Origin of the sequence: Roseibium sp., assembly GCF_050301095.1 — a bacterium.
Classification (GTDB): domain Bacteria; phylum Pseudomonadota; class Alphaproteobacteria; order Rhizobiales; family Stappiaceae; genus Roseibium.
In genome coordinates, this window is sequence record NZ_JBNKYW010000213.1 from 1 (window position 1) to 15,659 (window position 15,659).

The 15,659-nt window shown below is 60.6% G+C and carries 18 protein-coding genes; 7 read left to right on the forward strand and 11 right to left on the reverse strand.

Annotated features, from left to right (window positions below; genetic code table 11):
- The 4 genes from ACQY7U_RS18940 to ACQY7U_RS18955 form a co-directional block, all read right to left on the reverse strand.
- The coding region (locus ACQY7U_RS18940; RefSeq protein ID WP_428647782.1) for a substrate-binding domain-containing protein at positions 1-641 on the reverse strand (641 nt) is incomplete at its 3' end.
- A gap of 95 nt (positions 642-736) precedes the next feature.
- Positions 737-1,453 carry a FadR/GntR family transcriptional regulator gene (locus ACQY7U_RS18945; protein ID WP_428647785.1) on the reverse strand — a complete coding sequence of 239 codons (717 nt, stop codon included), beginning with the start codon at positions 1,451-1,453 and terminating at the stop codon, positions 737-739.
- A gap of 373 nt (positions 1,454-1,826) precedes the next feature.
- Positions 1,827-2,153 carry a hypothetical protein gene (locus ACQY7U_RS18950; RefSeq protein WP_428647787.1) on the reverse strand — a complete coding sequence of 109 codons (327 nt, stop codon included), beginning with the start codon at positions 2,151-2,153 and terminating at the stop codon, positions 1,827-1,829.
- Positions 2,154-2,353: 200 nt separating this feature from the next.
- Positions 2,354-3,088 carry a LexA family protein gene (locus tag ACQY7U_RS18955; RefSeq protein WP_428647790.1) on the reverse strand — a complete coding sequence of 245 codons (735 nt, stop codon included), beginning with the start codon at positions 3,086-3,088 and terminating at the stop codon, positions 2,354-2,356.
- Positions 3,089-3,346: 258 nt separating this feature from the next.
- Here ACQY7U_RS18955 and ACQY7U_RS18960 point away from each other — a divergent pair, with 258 nt between their 5' ends.
- The 3 genes from ACQY7U_RS18960 (at position 3,347) to ACQY7U_RS18970 (ending at position 4,616) form a co-directional block, all read left to right on the forward strand.
- Positions 3,347-3,706 carry a hypothetical protein gene (locus ACQY7U_RS18960; RefSeq protein ID WP_428647793.1) on the forward strand — a complete coding sequence of 120 codons (360 nt, stop codon included), beginning with the start codon at positions 3,347-3,349 and terminating at the stop codon, positions 3,704-3,706.
- Positions 3,706-4,122 (forward strand): hypothetical protein, encoded by a 417-nt coding sequence (locus ACQY7U_RS18965; protein WP_428647795.1) that lies wholly within the window; start codon positions 3,706-3,708, stop codon positions 4,120-4,122. The genes ACQY7U_RS18960 and ACQY7U_RS18965 overlap by 1 nt, the downstream gene beginning before the upstream one ends.
- 119 nt (positions 4,123-4,241) lie before the next feature.
- Positions 4,242-4,616 (forward strand): DUF6362 family protein, encoded by a 375-nt coding sequence (locus ACQY7U_RS18970; protein WP_428647798.1) that lies wholly within the window; start codon positions 4,242-4,244, stop codon positions 4,614-4,616.
- Between the two features lie 52 nt (positions 4,617-4,668).
- On the opposite strand, the gene ACQY7U_RS18975 is transcribed toward ACQY7U_RS18970, so the two are convergent.
- The 7 genes from ACQY7U_RS18975 to ACQY7U_RS19005 all read right to left on the reverse strand — a co-directional run bounded on the left by ACQY7U_RS18975 (position 4,669) and on the right by ACQY7U_RS19005 (position 10,655).
- Positions 4,669-5,658 (reverse strand): NADPH:quinone reductase, encoded by a 990-nt coding sequence (locus tag ACQY7U_RS18975; protein WP_428647801.1) that lies wholly within the window; start codon positions 5,656-5,658, stop codon positions 4,669-4,671.
- 21 nt (positions 5,659-5,679) lie between these two features.
- Positions 5,680-6,963, reverse strand: a complete 1,284-nt coding sequence (locus ACQY7U_RS18980) for an amidase family protein (protein WP_428647804.1) — start codon at positions 6,961-6,963, stop codon at positions 5,680-5,682.
- 76 nt (positions 6,964-7,039) lie between these two features.
- Positions 7,040-8,995: a multiheme c-type cytochrome gene (locus ACQY7U_RS18985; protein ID WP_428647807.1), complete on the reverse strand. Its 1,956-nt coding sequence runs from the start codon at positions 8,993-8,995 to the stop codon at positions 7,040-7,042.
- 220 nt (positions 8,996-9,215) lie between these two features.
- Positions 9,216-9,431, reverse strand: coding sequence for a hypothetical protein (locus ACQY7U_RS18990; RefSeq protein ID WP_428647809.1), 216 nt, complete (start codon positions 9,429-9,431; stop codon positions 9,216-9,218).
- The gene (locus tag ACQY7U_RS18995; RefSeq protein ID WP_428647812.1) at positions 9,428-9,901 is read right to left on the reverse strand and encodes a DUF1801 domain-containing protein; all 474 of its coding nucleotides are present in this window, start codon (positions 9,899-9,901) and stop codon (positions 9,428-9,430) included. The genes ACQY7U_RS18990 and ACQY7U_RS18995 overlap by 4 nt, the downstream gene beginning before the upstream one ends.
- Positions 9,902-9,927: 26 nt before the next feature.
- Positions 9,928-10,335 carry an SRPBCC family protein gene (locus tag ACQY7U_RS19000; protein ID WP_428647815.1) on the reverse strand — a complete coding sequence of 136 codons (408 nt, stop codon included), beginning with the start codon at positions 10,333-10,335 and terminating at the stop codon, positions 9,928-9,930.
- A complete protein-coding gene (locus ACQY7U_RS19005) occupies positions 10,332-10,655 on the reverse strand; it encodes an ArsR/SmtB family transcription factor (protein ID WP_428647818.1) in 324 nt (107 codons plus the stop codon). The genes ACQY7U_RS19000 and ACQY7U_RS19005 overlap by 4 nt, the downstream gene beginning before the upstream one ends.
- Before the next feature lie 263 nt (positions 10,656-10,918).
- Between ACQY7U_RS19005 and ACQY7U_RS19010 the strand changes: the two genes are divergently transcribed.
- The 4 genes from ACQY7U_RS19010 to ACQY7U_RS19025 all read left to right on the forward strand — a co-directional run bounded on the left by ACQY7U_RS19010 (position 10,919) and on the right by ACQY7U_RS19025 (position 15,541).
- A complete protein-coding gene (locus tag ACQY7U_RS19010) occupies positions 10,919-11,947 on the forward strand; it encodes a LacI family DNA-binding transcriptional regulator (RefSeq protein ID WP_428647821.1) in 1,029 nt (342 codons plus the stop codon).
- Between the two features lie 218 nt (positions 11,948-12,165).
- Entirely contained in the window at positions 12,166-13,491 is a 1,326-nt protein-coding gene (locus tag ACQY7U_RS19015; RefSeq protein WP_428647830.1) for an ABC transporter substrate-binding protein, read from the forward strand.
- A 164-nt stretch (positions 13,492-13,655) separates the two neighbouring features.
- Positions 13,656-14,603: a carbohydrate ABC transporter permease gene (locus tag ACQY7U_RS19020; RefSeq protein WP_428647824.1), complete on the forward strand. Its 948-nt coding sequence runs from the start codon at positions 13,656-13,658 to the stop codon at positions 14,601-14,603.
- Positions 14,600-15,541: a carbohydrate ABC transporter permease gene (locus ACQY7U_RS19025; protein WP_428647827.1), complete on the forward strand. Its 942-nt coding sequence runs from the start codon at positions 14,600-14,602 to the stop codon at positions 15,539-15,541. Before ACQY7U_RS19020 ends, ACQY7U_RS19025 begins: the two co-directional genes overlap by 4 nt.
- Positions 15,542-15,659: the final 118 nt, after the last annotated feature.

Consider the following 15,659-nt stretch of genomic DNA (forward strand, 5'->3'; position numbering starts at 1 on the left):
GCATCGAGGACTTCATGGATGCCGATCGACCGGTCGCGGTCAACCGAGTTGCCCGGCAGGCCGCGGACTTCCAGGATCTTGCCGGAGGTCTTGCCTTCCGCCTTCAGTTCCTTGAGCACGAATTCCGCCCAGGTCCGGCCCATGGCCAGCTGGTCCTCGTTCACCTGCATGACCTTGTCGGTGTCGAGAACGTTGTCGAACGGCACGATGACCACGTTGTTCTTGTCGGCGAGCCGGATCACGCGGTCAAAACCGTCAGGCGACACCGCAATGGTGACGATCGCATCGTAACCCTGGTTGATGAAGTCTTCTATGGCACCCAGCTGAGCGGGCGCGTCCGTACCCGTGGAGACGACCTTGAATTCCTTGATCTTGTCCTTGATCGCCGGATCCTCGGCGAAGGCCTTTGCCGTTTTGATCATCTGGATGCGCCAGGTATTGCCGACGAAGCCGTTGACGACCGCTATCCGGTAGGGGCCGGGTTTGGCGTCCCACTGGAGAAATTTGGTGTCCTCGGACCAGGGGGCGAAACAGCCTGGTTCGACGCCGGGGCCAGAGACGTCTTGCGGTCCGGCAAATGCCAGGTTTGCCGACACGACAAGCGCCGACAGGGCTGTCGTCAGCTTCAACATGGTATTCATTACATTTCCTCCCGTTGCTGCGCCCGCTAGCGGTTCCTCGCGGCTGGTCGGCGCTCCCTGCCTCCGCTTTGTTCCAGGCCTTAAGGGCCCGGTGTTCAATCGGACATTTCCAACTCCTCGCTGAAAAACCTGGAACCGAACATCAGGTGGTTGCGCAGCCGGTACTGGAAGGCCAGCCGGTCGCGCGCTGCGAGCGCCTCGACGACTTCCTCGTGCTCGCTGAAGGTGTCGGTCATGAACGTCCTGCGGGTCTTGCCCTTTTGCATGATCCGCAGAATCACGGGCTTCATGACGGCGTAGACATCAAGGATTGCGGCGTTGTCGAGGATCGAAACGAGACGCAGGTGAAAGGCGTAGTCGATCTCGGAAGCTTCATTCAGGTCGTGGTTTTCAGCCAACTTCTCGTTGATCTCGCTCAGGTCGTCCAGGTCCTGGTCCTTCAGGCGGTCGAGGATGTTTTCGACGGAACTCACCTCGACCAAGCTTCGCAGAGCCTGCACGTCGCTGAAGGTCTTGCGGGAAAGTTCCATCGTGTTGAAGGAAAACAGTTCGAAGGCCCGCGACATGCGATTGTCGGTAATTGTGGCTCCGATTTTCGGCCGCACATCAACAAGACCATAGGCCTTGAGGATGCGCATCGCCTCGCGCACGGTATTCCGGCTTGCATTGAACTGGGCGCAAAGATCGCGTTCCGTTGGCAGGCTGTCTCCGACCTTGAGTTTGGAACTTGCGATCAGATCGCGAATTTGCTGCACGACGTTGTCGACAGCTGATTCTCCAATCGGACCGGTATTGCCTGAAACCTCACCCAAATCCGTCTCCATCCCAGTACACATCTCAAATTGAGAAACACGTCTATTTGTTGGACCAAGATTCTCCTAATAATACTTTTTGCAGGAGTCAATGGGGTGGCTGATATCGCGGAATTCCAGTTAGAGAGCTGATCGATCAAGCAAAAATTGTTATTTTATAATGTGTTGTGATAGAAGGTGCTGCAGCTCGATAATTTATTAATAAAGATATTAATTATAATTTGTTGGGCCAAAGGTGGGGTTTTCAGGCATCTGCCATCAAGTCCGGATACTTGGCGTTTGCTTCTCATGGGAAATCAGGTTTCGTGCTTTTTGCCGGGGCCGGGCTGCTGGCGTCGGATGCGGCGCGGTTTCCATCCGGGTGGCGGGGCCTTCAGGCGGCGACCGTCACCGCAACGCCTGCTAATCGCCCGTCGAGGCATTCCGAGCGGTAATCGGACCAGTTAATCTCCCGGCGGTCAGTCGCCGTGACCTCTTCAGCGGGAAAAGCGGCGGTCATTACGTCGCCCGTCACGTCGTTGCACCAGCCTTCCGCAGGGTTGAATTCCAGCACCGCCTTCACACGCTCGAACTGGCCGCTCCGGATGTCCGCGACGATCCGCTTCCACGTCATGTCCTGCAGGTCGGTCTCCGGCACGTAGAGGTCGCCGCCGAGTTCGCAGACGACCGAGAAAAACGACGTGTCGAGGTTCAAAGGCATCAATTACTCCCTTCAATAACGAGAAAAGAGTATACGCAAAATGCGTACAAGTCAATTAATTGAATAATGTGTGTATGCGATATGCGTATGATAGGGGTGCGTGGCCCAGGTGCGCCCGGATGGACTTGCCGCGGCGGGCGTTTCTGCACGCCGCAGCATCTGGACCAGGCAAATGAAAAATGAAAAAGCTGGGTGCGGTTTCAGTCGAGTTGCCGGATGACGCTCAGGATCTTGGCCTTGATGCGCACTTCGGTGGCTTCTTCGTCGTGCTCGTTGAAGATAATCGGTTCCTGAAATCGCGGGTCGTCGGATTCCGGACGCAGCTCGATTTCGCCGTTGTGCCGGATGACGCGTTTGGCGGTGCATTCGATCGTATGGCCGCCGTCCCTTGAGCGTTCCACGACGGCAAGGTCGCCGGACTTGATCTCGATGCCGGCCTCAAGATAGTCGAGGCACAGAACGAAATCGCCGTTCCGGGCGATGCGGTTCAGGCTTTCACCGTTGATTTGCAAAAGGTATTGGGATTTGACAGGATAACGGAGATCCCCGGAAAAGGTTGCCTTTTGAGACGCCTCGGAGGCGAAAAGACCTGCTTCCATCCACAGGCCCGCAGCCACCTGGCCCTTGATTTCCAGGGGGGCGGTGGCCCGCGAAGGTACCGTTGCCGCATCGAGATCGGTCAGGGATTCCGGTGCCAGTGCCAGCACCTCTTCCCGTGAGATCAGCGGATCTCCCTTGCCGACCAGGACAGGCAGGAGCTTGGCGACGAAATCGGCCGGCAGGGCGGGCTTCGCATAGTCCTGGCTGAAGTAGCGCTGGATCGAGGAGGCGTTCTGATAGCCCATCTCCCGCGCAATCGCGCGGATGGAAAGGCCGCAGCGGTCCTTCAGCTCCGAAAGCTGCCTGGATACGACGGATTGTGTGCTCTCGTCCATGGGTCTGTCAGCCGGTCCTGTTAACGTTACATACGTAATATCAGTACAAACGTATGATTTCCACGTTGACATTCATACGCAAAATACGTACGAATTGCAAGTGGAGAGTTTGAAACGTTGGAGAGTAGATGAAAACCGCGAAGTGTCATGAAAAACGGACCTCGACAGTTGCCGAACAACTGCATCGTCCGTTTGTCCCGGTATGGGGGGAGCCGGAAGGATCAGTCGGTCGCAGGGGCGGCAGCGGGAGAAAATTTCATGCGTGAGTTGAAGGACGAAATCGAGGAAGCCCGCGAACGGGTCGCCTTTTGCCGGATCAAGGCGGAGCGTCCGAGTGTGCGCCTTGAGGATGAATTTGCGTTGGAAAAGGCCCGCAACCGGCTGCTTACCCTGGAGCTGCGGCAGCTGAAGCGCGGCGGTGGTCAGACGGGGCCGGGCGGAATAGCGGAGGCCGGAGACGAAGCCACGAAGAGGCGAGTTTCAAGGCAAACATCGAAAAGAACAAATCATGAACAATTGCCGAGGTCGGCGCGGGACCGGGCCGAAGCGGCATTTGCCTCCCTGCAAGGGGGCGTGCGGGAAAAGACGCTCGGGCTCGGGCAGAAAGGAAACTCTTGATGGCATCAGGCGGAGAAGTGGATCGGATCGCGGCGGAATTCGGTGTGCATTTCGTCAATCACACGCGCCGCGCCGGCGGGCGGCACCAGTCCAAGGCGCGCAGGACCTGCCAGACGATCCTGAAGAAACACGGCGCCGGGCACCTGCGCCTGGTCTTCGGCCTGATCGATACGGAGAAGAACCGTGGCAACTGGTCCGCGCCCTGCCTGACGGCGGTGTCGTGGCTGGCCGCGAACAAGCCGGAATGGGTGGAGCGCCGGGACTTTCTGGAGGCGTTCGACAGGCTCGACCTGGAAGCGCTGCTGGAGCGGGCCAAGCGTATCAATCCCGGAGCGCCGACCCTGACCCTGTCCGTCCTCATTTCCTATGAGCTGGACAGGTTGATGGCGGAACGGAGGGCCGAGAGAGCGGCCTAGCGGGAAGGCTTGCAAAGGAACGGGAAAATGGCCGCGTTCAGCAAGCCGCTTGTCGCGGCTGGCCGCGGTTCATAACCCACTTGAAGATTATCAACTCATTCTGTTTTGGAGCTTCCGTATTGATCCCGGATACGCCTGAAGAAATTTTCAACCGCCTGATCGAAGCCGTCGAGGTGATCGCTGTTGTTGGCAAGGTGGACGGACCGCGCAACGTGTTGACGGCCTGGCCGGAGTACAAGGGCAGGATCGCCCGGCGGCGCCGGACCTTTCACCCCAGGGAAATCAGCAGGGCCGAGGAGGCCCTGACCTGGTTCGCCGAGGTCGAGGACTGCGACAGCCGGCGGGCGCTGCAGTTTGAAATCATGTGCAAGGCCGGCGGCGGCAAATTTTCCGAGGTCTGCCGGACTTACGGCTGGAAACGCTCGACGGTTACCAGCCGCAACAGGGCGGCGCTGAAACGGTTGGCATCCCGGCTGGGAGACCGGCTGGCTTGACCGTCAGGGCATTTGGCCGTCCGCCCCGTCGCGGGGCGGGCGGCAAATGGCTTTAGATCTTCAGGACGACGGATCCGGCCCTGTCACCGGCGGCAATGATGTCATGGGCCCTTGCGCAGTCCTCCAGCTCCAGTGCCTCCGAGACCCGGAAATCGAGCGCCTTGCGGTCGAGGAGGGCCGTCAGATTGCCGATGGCCTCCTGCCGCTGGGAGGCGGACAGGATATAGACCAGAACAAGGTCGATGGTGACCGCCTTGAACATCAGCGGGTAGAACGGCATCACCGGTGTCATGTCCTTTGCGGAGCAATAGGCGGCGATGGTGCCGCGTTCGGCGATGATCCGGGTGCTGGTTTCGACATTCTTGCCGAATTCTACCTCGACGATCCGCTCGACAAGCTTGCCGCCGGTCCAGTCGAGGATCTTTTCTGCAAGGTTGTCATCGGAATAGTCGAAGACCTGCTCCGCCCCGGCGTCTTTCGCTGCCTTCAGGCCGTCTTCTCCGCGCGCCGTTGCCAGCACGCGCGCTCCGGAAGCGGCCGCGACCTGGATGGCAAGATTGCCGACGGTGCCCGCGCCGCCACTGACCAGAACCAGCTTGTCTTCGACGGAGCCGCCCCCCAGCACCGCGTGACAGGCCGTAAGGCCGGGAATGCCCAGTACCGCGCCCTCCTCGAAGGAGACATGCTCGGCCAGCGGGACAGCCTGATCCGACGGCACGGCAATATAGTCCGCCGCGGTGCCGAAGGCCCGCTGCCACTGGCCGTTCCAGATCCAGACCCGTTCACCGATCCGCTGGGCCTGTACGCCTTCGCCGACGGCCTCGATGATACCGGCGCCGTCGCTGTGCGGGATGATCTGCGGAAAGGGCGGCTTGGTGACGCCCGGCCTGCCTCCGGCACGCGCACGGATGTCGGACGGATTGACGCCCGAGGTGACCAGCCGGACCAGCACTTCCCCTGGACCGGCGGACGGCACCGGCAGGTCCTCAAGGGTCAATACGTCTTGGGCCGGTCCGAACCGGTTATAGGTTATCGCACGCAATTGAAATCTCCTTCTCTTGGTCTAGCTCAATCCGGTCAGGACTTCTTCCACCGCCTTTGAGGAAGCAAGCAGGGCCTGGTCCCGGCCTCCGGCGGCGATCAGCATGGCGCTCAGGACTGTGCCTTCATGGGAAAAAGGCAGGGCGATGCCGCAGGCATCGGCGACATTGGCAAGCGACGGATTGCGCAGAGCGAGAAGGTTCAGGTGATTGAAAGTGCCGTCGTCGGCGAGGTCTTCGATCTTCGGCGGCAGGGTCGGTGTGGTCGGAAGCAGCAGCATGTCGTCCCCGAGCTCATCCCTGAAAGCGGCAATGAACGCGGCGCGGCGGTTGAGTGTCTGCCGGTATTGGACGGCGGTGAGTTCGTCGGCGCGGGCCATGCGGGAGTGGACCCGTGAATCGAACTGATCGGGCGAGGCCCGGAAATGATCCTCGTAATAGGCACGCGATTCCACCGACGTCATCTGCCAGGGGGGGATGTGCTGGTAGAGGTCGATACAGGCGAGGTCTTTCTCGATGACCTCGAACCCGGCCTCCACAAGCTGATTGCGGACAGCCTCGAAACCTGCCGCGACCTGCGGCTCGATCTCGTCGAAACCGAAGTTCGCCGGAACGACCAGCCGGGTGCGGGCCGGTGTGGAAGGAGCGGGAACATGGCCTGCCATGATCTGCCAGGCAAGTTCGCACTGAGCGACGGTTCTGGCCATCGGACCGAAACTGTCGAGACTGTCGGAGAGCGGCTTGCCGCCGGCCATCGGCACGGAGGCCTGTGTCGGCTTGAAGCCGGTGATACCGGTAAAGGCCGCCGGAATGCGCAAGGAGCCGCCGGTGTCGCTGCCGATGGCGATATCGCAAAGGCCGAGCGCGACGGAAACGGCACCGCCACTGCTGGATCCGCCCGGCGCGCAGCCGGGATAGACCGGGTTCCGGGGTGTGCCGTAATGGGGGTTCAGCCCGAGGCCGGAATAGGCGAATTCGGACATGTTGCTGATCCCCACGAAAACGCCGCCGGCTGCATCCAGCCGGGCAACCGCCGGAGCGTCCGTCTTTGCGGGCGGATCGTTGCGCAGGACCGTTGTTGCCGACGTCGTCACTTCGCCTGCGATATCGAACAGCGCCTTAACGCTGATGAGGGTGCCGGCCAACGGGCCGTCCTTTGCCGCAGCAGCCTTTGCCTGGCGGCGCGCGCGTTCCTCCAGACACTTTATGAAGACGGCCGCAGCCGCCGGGTCGGAGGCCGCTCTTTCTAGGGACGCCTCAAGCCGGCTTTCTGCGGTGGCCCTGGTCCAGGGGAACGGTGCGTTCATGAAAAGGATCCTTCGGAAAAACGATTCTGCCGATGGATATCACGAAACCCTTGCACGCGCAGGGGCCTGCAAAACGTCACTGCGCCAGCTGCTGCCGCCAGGCCTGAAGGTTCGGGTCGCCGGGGTTTGCCAGGAGCGCCCTTTGAAGCGCCAGCTGCGCGCCGCCCATGTCCCCGACCGCCATCCGGATACGCACCTGCATGACCCAGGCGTTGACAAGTTGCGGATCCAGGCGCGTCGCCTCCGCGAACGCCCGAACGGCCACCTGGGGCCGACGCATGACGAGCGCAAGTCCCCCGCTGACAAGATGGGTTTCCGGAAAATCTGCCTTGTTCTGGAGAGACTTCTGCCACTCGCCGCTCGCCCTGGCTGCGGCTTTCGCCATCTTGTCCGGCATGTGGGCAATCGGAGCGCCGATGAGGAGCCGCGCGGCGGCAACCCGGACGGACTGCGCGGGATCGCTGAGGGCGGGCACGATCCGTTGCAGTTTCTCGGCAGGGGGCACCTGCTGCTGCAGCGCCACGGCCGCTGCTCTCACAAGTGGATCGGGATCGCCGATCAGGGCAGCCGCCTCGGAAGCAATTTCAGGCGTGGCGCGGGGCATGAGCAGATCAAGCGCGGAGGCGCGGACGATGCCGGGAAAAGTGCCCTGCTTGGCGACCGCCAGAAGGTCGTCTCCGATTGCGCCTGTTGTGTTCTGGCGGGCCGCGGCAAAGACCTCGCCAAAGTGTGAACCGCGATGGCTGCTGTTTGGAAACCGCTTTTCAAGTTCGTCTGCCGCCCAGGACGCGGATTTTTCCGTGTGGCATTCGTTGCAGGTATCGGGCGTGCCGAGTTTCGCCGAAAGGTCCGGGCGCGGAACACGGAACGAATGGTCTCTCCGACCGTCGATGCCCATATAGGTCCGCTCGATCATGTGACAGGACTTGCACTCGGCCCCCGGCGTTCCTGGCTCGTGAAAATGGTGGGACGGATCGTCATAGAGCTTCGCGGTGAGCGCCGGAAAAGCCTCGTTGGCCGAGGGTGAATGGCACTGCGTGCACACCGCATTGCCTTCCGCGATCAACTGGCCGCTGTGGGGGTCGTGACAGTTCGAGCAGCGCACTCCGTTGGCGAACATCTTCGATTGCAGGAACGAGCCGTAGACATAGACCTCGTCCAGGATCTGCCCGTCTGCATGATAGAGGCCTTGACGCAGCGGCGAGAGACGATACGCATCGTGGAAAGGCGTTCCGGGCAACGGATTGCCGTCCAGAAGGGCCTCACGGCGCGAATGGCAGCCGGCGCACTGCTCGACTTCCGTTGTCTGAAGTCCTTGCGAGAAATCAACCGGAAGCCCGGTGCGGCCGGTGCCGGGGAAGGGGCTTTTTGCATAGGCTTCGGGCTCCCGGGCCCAGGCAGTGTGGGCTTCCCCGGGGCCGTGGCAGGCTTCGCAGCCGACGCTGATTTCCGCCTGCCGGCTGGAATACTTGCGGGTGGTCGCGTCGTAGTTCTTTTCAAAGCCGGTGGCGTGGCATTCAGCGCAGCGGGCGTTCCAGGTCTTGTAGGGACCCGTCCAGTGCAGGCCGTCATGCGGCGGCGGGGCCTGGTCGCCGTAGATGTGGTACCAGCGCTTTTGGATCTGGTCCCAGGCGACATCGAAGGACTGCAGCTTTCCGGGTTCCGTCTCCACCAGATACTGCTGCAGCGGCGTGATGCCGCCGACACCCGCGACCCGGAACGCCTTCCGTTCGCCCGGAACATCCGTGGTTTCGATGTAATAGCCACCGTCCCTGGTGAAAAAGCGAGTGGTCTTGCCCTTGTGTGTGAAAGTGACGCCGCCAAAGTCGCCATCGACGGTGTCCGGGCCCGGTTCCATCCACGCCTTGGCGTGATGCGAGGACTGCCATGCCGCGGCTTCCGCCTCATGGCAACCCGCACAAGTGGCGGATCCCACGTAGTCCGGAGCGTCATCCGTCTGTTTTTCTTCGGCAAAAGCAATGCCTGACCAGACACAGAAAAGAAGCGCGGTCAGACATCTGATGAATGGCATGAAATCAGGTCCGTTGGTCGAGTGGCCGGAAGGCCATGCTACTCACTGGAGGAGAGGTTTTTCCAGCCATTCGTCTTTTCATGCATACATATGGGCCGGTTTGCTTCTGAGGTGCCATCGAATGAGGGGCTCAAAGTATCGGGCCGGGCACTCCGATCGCAAGTCCGGTTCCGAATTGTGCTGCGGATATCCTTGGCATGCGCTCCTCGCCGGGATCTTGTCAGGCCGAATTTCGCCTCCGGACAAAAGGCTGAACGAACAGGTAAAGGCCGGTGATCAGCAGGGGGATCAAGGGAACAAGCGCAAGCAAACCGATCCACATTGCGGTTGCTTCCTGTCCCGGGATGACCATGGCAGCGATGTTGGTGATGACAGCTGCCGTAAAGGCAAGCGAGAGCCAGCGGTGAACCCTGCGTATCAGAATATTCCAGGTCATGATGATTTCCTCTTGGTCCGGGGTGCCGGTTTCTTCTTTACAGCCCGCTCTGCAACCAGCTTCGTGTTCAGGGCCGATGCCGCCTTGATGAGGGCTGACAGGGCGGCCACATTGACTTCCTCGCCTTCCGTGATGTCGATGGCACGCCGTGTTTTGCCTTCCAGGCTGGAGTTGAAAAGCCCCGCGGGATCCTCAAGCGAAGCGCCTTTGGGAAAGGTCAGTTTCACGGCGCTCTTGTAGGTTTCCCCGGTACAGATCATGCCGTTGCGCGACCAGACCGGAACACCCCGCCACTTCCATTCTTCGATGGCTTCGGGTTCTGCCTGCAGGACAATCCCGCGGACCAGGGCAAGGACTTCCCCGCGCCAGTCTGCGAGTTCGGCGATGCGGTGGTCGATCTGTTGGGACGGGGAGCGCGCGGGCCGGTCGTCCCCGCCGGACCCGGCAGGGTCTTTCAGTGTGGCTGTCATATGTCCTCGATTGTTTCAGGCTGTGTTCAGTCCAGGCCGGCCAATAGTTTTTCCATGGCATCCACAAAACGCGGCCAGGCGGCGGTGGCGCCCTGAAAATAGGGCCGTTGATGTGGTTCGAAGCCCTGCTGTTCTATGCGCAGGATCGTACCGTTTTCCGTGGGCGTCAGCGTCCAGGTCACGATGCTTCTGAGGTCCTTGGTGTCCCAGGAATAGGCTAGCGATCGGTGGGGCTCCACCTCCCGGACCTCGCAGTTCACGATGCCCCAGTCGGCACTGAGGTCGAACCGGTGGCCGAGGACCGGCCTGAAGTCGCTCTTCATGAGCCATTCCGCGATCAGGTGCGGCTGGGTGAGGGCACGCCAGATTTTCTCCGGCGGAAAGGCCACTTCCCGCTCCACGATCACGGACAGCGTTTCGGTTTCGGTGGTCATTGATCCATCCTCTTCAACAGGTCCTCCAGGTCATCGAAGCGGGCATGCCAGAAGTTGTTCATTCTCTTCGTCCAGTCGACAAGAGGTGCCAGTGCTTCGACCTTTGCGCTGTAATGGGTCTTGCGGCCTTCGTGGCGGTCCTGGACGAGCCCGGCCTGTTTCAGGATGCCAAGATGTTTGGAAACGGCCGGCTGTGAAACACCAGCGCCGGCGGTCAGCGCACCGACCGTCTGTTCGCCGTCGGCACACAGCCGCTCGAAGATCCCCCTCCGAGTGGGATCGCCAAGTGTCCTGAAAAGAATGTCGTGTTGCTGTTCCATGGAAATTCATAATCCCTCGGTTATGAATTAAACTCATAGCCCGTGAGTTATGGATTCGTCAAGGCCCGGTTGACGCAAAACTGCAGATCCTGCCGGGCATCTTTGCGGCTGGAAGCCGTGTGCGGGCGCAGTTGCGTCCGGTGTTGAATCGGCTTACATCGGCTTGGATAGCTCCGGACCGGCGCGCCGGCGAATCCCGCCGGAAGGTTCCTTGATTGACGTATGTCAGTTGAGTGCGCAGAGTATTCGGCCCTGGAGGTGGAATGGCCAAACCAACCGTTCATGATATTGCGCGCGAAGCCGGTGTCAGCCTGTCGACGGTCGACAGGGTTCTGAATGGCCGCGCGGATGTCCGCCCGAAAAACGCCGAACGCGTCCGGGCGGCGGTTGAGAAACTCGGTTATGTCCGCGATACCCACGCCGCCAACCTCGCCAGGCAGCGCCAGTACCGGTTCGTTTTCGTGCTGCCGGAGGGGGCGAACCATTTTGTCGAGACGATTGTCGCGGCCGTGCAGGAAGCTTCCGGCACGCAGGTTATCGACCGGGCCAGCGTGGAAATCCTACTGGTCAACGCGGCGGATCCACATGCGGTTGTCGACCGGTTGAGGACGCTGGATCTTGACGCCCTCGATGGCGTGGCGATCATGGTGCCGGAAACGCCGCAGGTGCGCGATGCCATTGCGCATATCAAGAGCGCCGGCATCTATGTGGTTGCCTTCGTTTCCGATCTTCCCAACACCAGATGCCATCACTTCGTGGGCATCGACAACTTTTCGGCCGGCCAGACCGCGGGCGCTTTGCTGGGCAAGTTTCTGCGCAACGAGACCGGCAGCATTCTCGTCGTCACCAATTCCATGGTGGCGCGCGACAGCATCGAGCGGCGCTTCGGCCTGGACGAAGTGCTTTCCAGGGACTTTCCGAAGCTGAAGGCGCTGCCGACAATCGAGTTTTACGACGATCCGCAACGGATCCATGAAACGCTCTCGCATGCGCTCGCAACCCATTCCGACCTCAAGGCAGTCTATTCCATGGGCTCGGGCAATGCCGCCATGCTGGATGCGCTGAAGGAAAACAGTGTGGCCGGAGAACTGGTCGTGATTGCTCACGATCTCACCTCCGTCACGCGCCAGGCCCTGTTGGACGGCGATATCGATGCGGTCATAGCCCAGAACGTCGGTCATCTCGTGCGCAGCACTCTGCGGGTGTTGCGGGCAAAATGTGACGGGACGACCATTTTCGAGGCTCAGGAGCAGATCCGGATCGAAATCATCATCCGGGAAAATCTGTATTAGAAACGTTCGTCTGCTCTGGCGTTTGTTGGAAAAACATTAGAAAAAACAATATTTTATTTCGTATGCGGTCGTGCGTAGGGATATGCTGCGGCTTAAAAAGAAAGACGTATGTCAGTTTTTTGATTGACTAGACATACGTATGTCAAATAGGGTTTTGCTGCACTTGGAGGAGTGCTGCCGCCCGGCATGCGCCGGCGCGCTTCTATTTCGGGAGGATTATACCCATGAAAACTGCGAGTCTTTTCGCGGCCACCGCACTCGTCGCGGTTGGCGGACTGTCTGTTTCCAGGGCGCAGGCTGACGACCTGACCCTGTGCTGGGCGGCCTGGGATCCGGCCAACGCCCTTGTCGAGCTGTCCAAGGAATTCGAGGCCGAATCCGGTCACACGATGAACTTCGAATTCGTGCCGTGGCCGAATTTCGCCGACCGCATGCTGAACGAGCTGAATTCCGGCGGAAAGCTGTGCGATCTTCTGATCGGTGACAGCCAGTGGATCGGCGGCGGCGCGGAAAACGGCCACTACGTCAAGCTGAACGACTTCTTCGACAAGGAAGGCATCAGCATGGACGATTTCGCGCCCGCGACCGTCTATGCCTATTCGACCTGGCCGAAGGGCACGCCCAACTATTACGCCCTGCCGGCCATGGGGGATGCCAACGGCTGGTTCTACCGCAAGGACTGGTTCGAAAAGCCGGAAATCCAGGCGGCCTTCAAGGCCAAATACGGCCGCGACCTGGCACCGCCGAAGACCCAGATGGAACTGCTGGACATCGCCCAGTTCTTCCAGGGGCGCGAGATCGACGGCCAGACCCGTTACGGCGCTGCCATCTTCACCGAACGCGGTTCGGAAGGCATCACCATGGGCGCGACCAGCGCCATGTATCCCTTCGGCTTCAAATACGAGATGACGCCGGGCAAATACGACATGGAAGGCGCGGTGAATTCAGCGGATGCCGTCGCCGGTCTCGAGTTCTACAAGACGCTCTACAAGACCGGTACGCCTCCGGGCTACACCGACAGCTACATGGAGCAGTCGCTCGACGCCTTCAAGTCCGGCCAGGTTGCCATGGCCATGAACTGGTTCGCCTTCTTCCCGGGCCTTTACGCCGATCCTGATGTCGGCGGCGACAAGATCGGCTTCTTCGTCAACCCGGGCGAGAAGGTGGAAGCCTCCACTCTCGGCGGGCAGGGGATCTCGGTGGTCTCCTATTCGGACAAGAAGGACGCGGCGCTTGAATATATCAAGTGGTTCGCCCAGCCGTCCGTTCAGAAGAAGTGGTGGGATCTCGGCGGCTATTCCTGCCATCTCAGCGTCCTGAACGATCCGAACTTCCCGGAAAGCGCGCCCTTTGCGGCCGACTTCCTGCAGGCGATGGATGGGGTGCAGGATTTCTGGCAGGAACCGGCCTATGCCGAACTGCTGCTAGCCATGCAAAAGCGCCTTCATGACTATGTGGTGGCCGACCAGGGCACCGCGAAGGAAGCCCTCGACAAGCTGATCGGGGACTGGACGGAAACCTTCGAGGACGAAGGCAAGCTGTGATCCGCACACGATGATGGGCGCCCGGTTCCAAGCCGGGCGTCTGCAACTGGAAGACCGGCCGGACCTGAAGGCTCCGCGGCGATTGGCACAGCACATCCTGCCAGGCGATCCGGCCGCCACGGCAAGCCGGTCTTTCTCTCTCCGCATCCCAAAAAGGGCGTACCATGACCGTGACCCCCATCGACCGTGTTGCAAAGGCGACACCGCCTGCGGTCGCCACGAAGATCAAGGGTCTATCCGACCGCACGATTGCCTGGCTTTTCGTCGGGCCGACGATCTTCCTCCTTCTGGCGGTGAACATCTTCCCGCTGATCTGGACGATCAACCTGAGCTTCACGAATTTCCGCGCCAACCGGCCGAACCGCGAGATCGACTACATCGGCCTGCGTAATTACGAGCGCATCCTGACCGACGGCGACATCTGGCTGACGATGCAGGCCACCGCGCATTTCCTGTTCTGGACCATCGTCCTGCAGGTGCTGATCGGCTTCACGCTTGCCTGGCTGATCAATCGCAAGTTCAAGGGCAACGATCTGTGGACCACCCTGATCGTGCTGCCGATGATGCTGTCCCCGGCCGTGGTCGGCAACTTCTGGACGTTCCTTTATCAGCCACAGATCGGCCTCTTCAATTACGCCGTGTCCTTCTTCACTGGCATCGACCCGTCCTCGTTCCAGATGATCGGCGACGTGTCGCTCGCTCCCTGGGCGATCGTGATTGTCGATACCTGGATGTGGACACCCTTCGTCATGCTCATCTGCCTGGCAGGGCTCCGGTCGATCCCGGACTATATCTATGAGGCCGCGGAAATCGACCGGGCCAGCAAGTGGCGCCAGTTCTGGACGATCACCGTGCCGATGGTGCTGCCCTTCCTCATGCTGGCGGTCCTGTTCCGGGGTATCGAGAACTTCAAGATGTTCGACCTCGTGGTGCAGCTCACCGGCGGCGGACCGGGCTCGGTGACCGAACTCACCTCCATCAATCTGAAACGCGAAGCCTTCGAGAAATGGCGCACGGGCTATGCCTCCGCCTACGCGATCATCCTGTTCGTGACCGTCTTCGGTCTCGCCTCGATCTACGTCAAGGCCCTTAACAAGGTGAAGGAAAGATGAGCAGTTATTCCATCACAGAACCGTCTTCGCGGCAGAAGTGGGTGGCTGGCACGCTGGTCATCGCCTACGCCATCATCACGCTTCTGCCGCTGGTATGGATCCTGACCACGGGATTCAAGTCACCGGTCGACGCCATCGCCTATCCGCCCAAGGTGGTTTTCGAACCTTCCCTGGAAGGCTACGTGAACCTCTTCACAACACGCACCCGGGTGTCGCCGGAGCAGCTCGAAGCCCTGCCGCCGCCCGCCACCTGGTATGAGGAAATCGTCCGTGACCGCGACATGGTCATCGCAGGGCCTTCGCGCTACGGCGAGCGGTTTTTGAATTCCGTCATCATCGGCTTCGGCTCGACCTTCCTGTCGGTGTTCCTCGGAACGCTTGCCGCCTATGCCTTTTCCAGGTTCAAGGTGCCTTTGAAGGACGATCTCCTGTTCTTCATCCTGTCGACAAGGATGATGCCGCCGATCGCGGTCGCCATTCCGATCTTCCTGATGTTCCGCACGCTCGGCCTGTCGGACACGCATCTGGGCATGATCCTGCTCTATACGGCTGTGAATATCTCGCTGGCGGTCTGGCTGCTGAAGGGCTTTATCGACGAGATCCCGCGTGAATACGAGGAAGCGGCGCTGATCGACGGCTACACGCGCTTCCAGGCCTTCTACAAGGTGGTGCTGCCGCAGGCGGCCACCGGCATCGCCTCGACCGCCATCTTCTGCCTGATCTTCTCGTGGAACGAATATGCCTTCGCGGTGCTTCTGACCTCCGGCACGGCCCAGACCGCGCCTCCCTTCATCCCGACCATCATCGGTGTCGGCGGCCAGGACTGGCCGGCGGTCGCCGCGGGCGCGACGCTGTTCCTGGTGCCGGTCATGGTCTTCACGATCCTGCTTCGCAAGCATCTGCTGCGCGGCATAACCTTCGGAGCGGTACGCAAATGAACGAGTTTGTCAGCGGTCTTGTCCGCTTCCGCCGCGGTGCCTGGGAAATGCTCGCATCCATTCTGATCGCGGTCGGCGTGATCATGCTGATGCAGCCGCTTGTCCTGTGGGCCTACAC

What these genes read in the sequence shown, in the direction of transcription:
- ACQY7U_RS18950 (WP_428647787.1), bottom strand. Translation starts at nt 2,153, where the DNA reads ATGCCTTTGAACCTCGACACGTCGTTTTTCTCGGTCGTCTGCGAACTC.
- ACQY7U_RS18955 (WP_428647790.1), bottom strand. Translation starts at nt 3,088, where the DNA reads ATGGACGAGAGCACACAATCCGTCGTATCCAGGCAGCTTTCGGAGCTG.
- ACQY7U_RS18960 (WP_428647793.1), top strand. Translation starts at nt 3,347, where the DNA reads ATGCGTGAGTTGAAGGACGAAATCGAGGAAGCCCGCGAACGGGTCGCC.
- ACQY7U_RS18965 (WP_428647795.1), top strand. Translation starts at nt 3,706, where the DNA reads ATGGCATCAGGCGGAGAAGTGGATCGGATCGCGGCGGAATTCGGTGTG.
- ACQY7U_RS18980 (WP_428647804.1), bottom strand. Translation starts at nt 6,963, where the DNA reads ATGAACGCACCGTTCCCCTGGACCAGGGCCACCGCAGAAAGCCGGCTT.
- ACQY7U_RS18985 (WP_428647807.1), bottom strand. Translation starts at nt 8,995, where the DNA reads ATGCCATTCATCAGATGTCTGACCGCGCTTCTTTTCTGTGTCTGGTCA.
- ACQY7U_RS18990 (WP_428647809.1), bottom strand. Translation starts at nt 9,431, where the DNA reads ATGACCTGGAATATTCTGATACGCAGGGTTCACCGCTGGCTCTCGCTT.
- ACQY7U_RS18995 (WP_428647812.1), bottom strand. Translation starts at nt 9,901, where the DNA reads ATGACAGCCACACTGAAAGACCCTGCCGGGTCCGGCGGGGACGACCGG.
- ACQY7U_RS19000 (WP_428647815.1), bottom strand. Translation starts at nt 10,335, where the DNA reads ATGACCACCGAAACCGAAACGCTGTCCGTGATCGTGGAGCGGGAAGTG.
- ACQY7U_RS19005 (WP_428647818.1), bottom strand. Translation starts at nt 10,655, where the DNA reads ATGGAACAGCAACACGACATTCTTTTCAGGACACTTGGCGATCCCACT.
- ACQY7U_RS19010 (WP_428647821.1), top strand. Translation starts at nt 10,919, where the DNA reads ATGGCCAAACCAACCGTTCATGATATTGCGCGCGAAGCCGGTGTCAGC.
- ACQY7U_RS19020 (WP_428647824.1), top strand. Translation starts at nt 13,656, where the DNA reads ATGACCGTGACCCCCATCGACCGTGTTGCAAAGGCGACACCGCCTGCG.
- ACQY7U_RS19025 (WP_428647827.1), top strand. Translation starts at nt 14,600, where the DNA reads ATGAGCAGTTATTCCATCACAGAACCGTCTTCGCGGCAGAAGTGGGTG.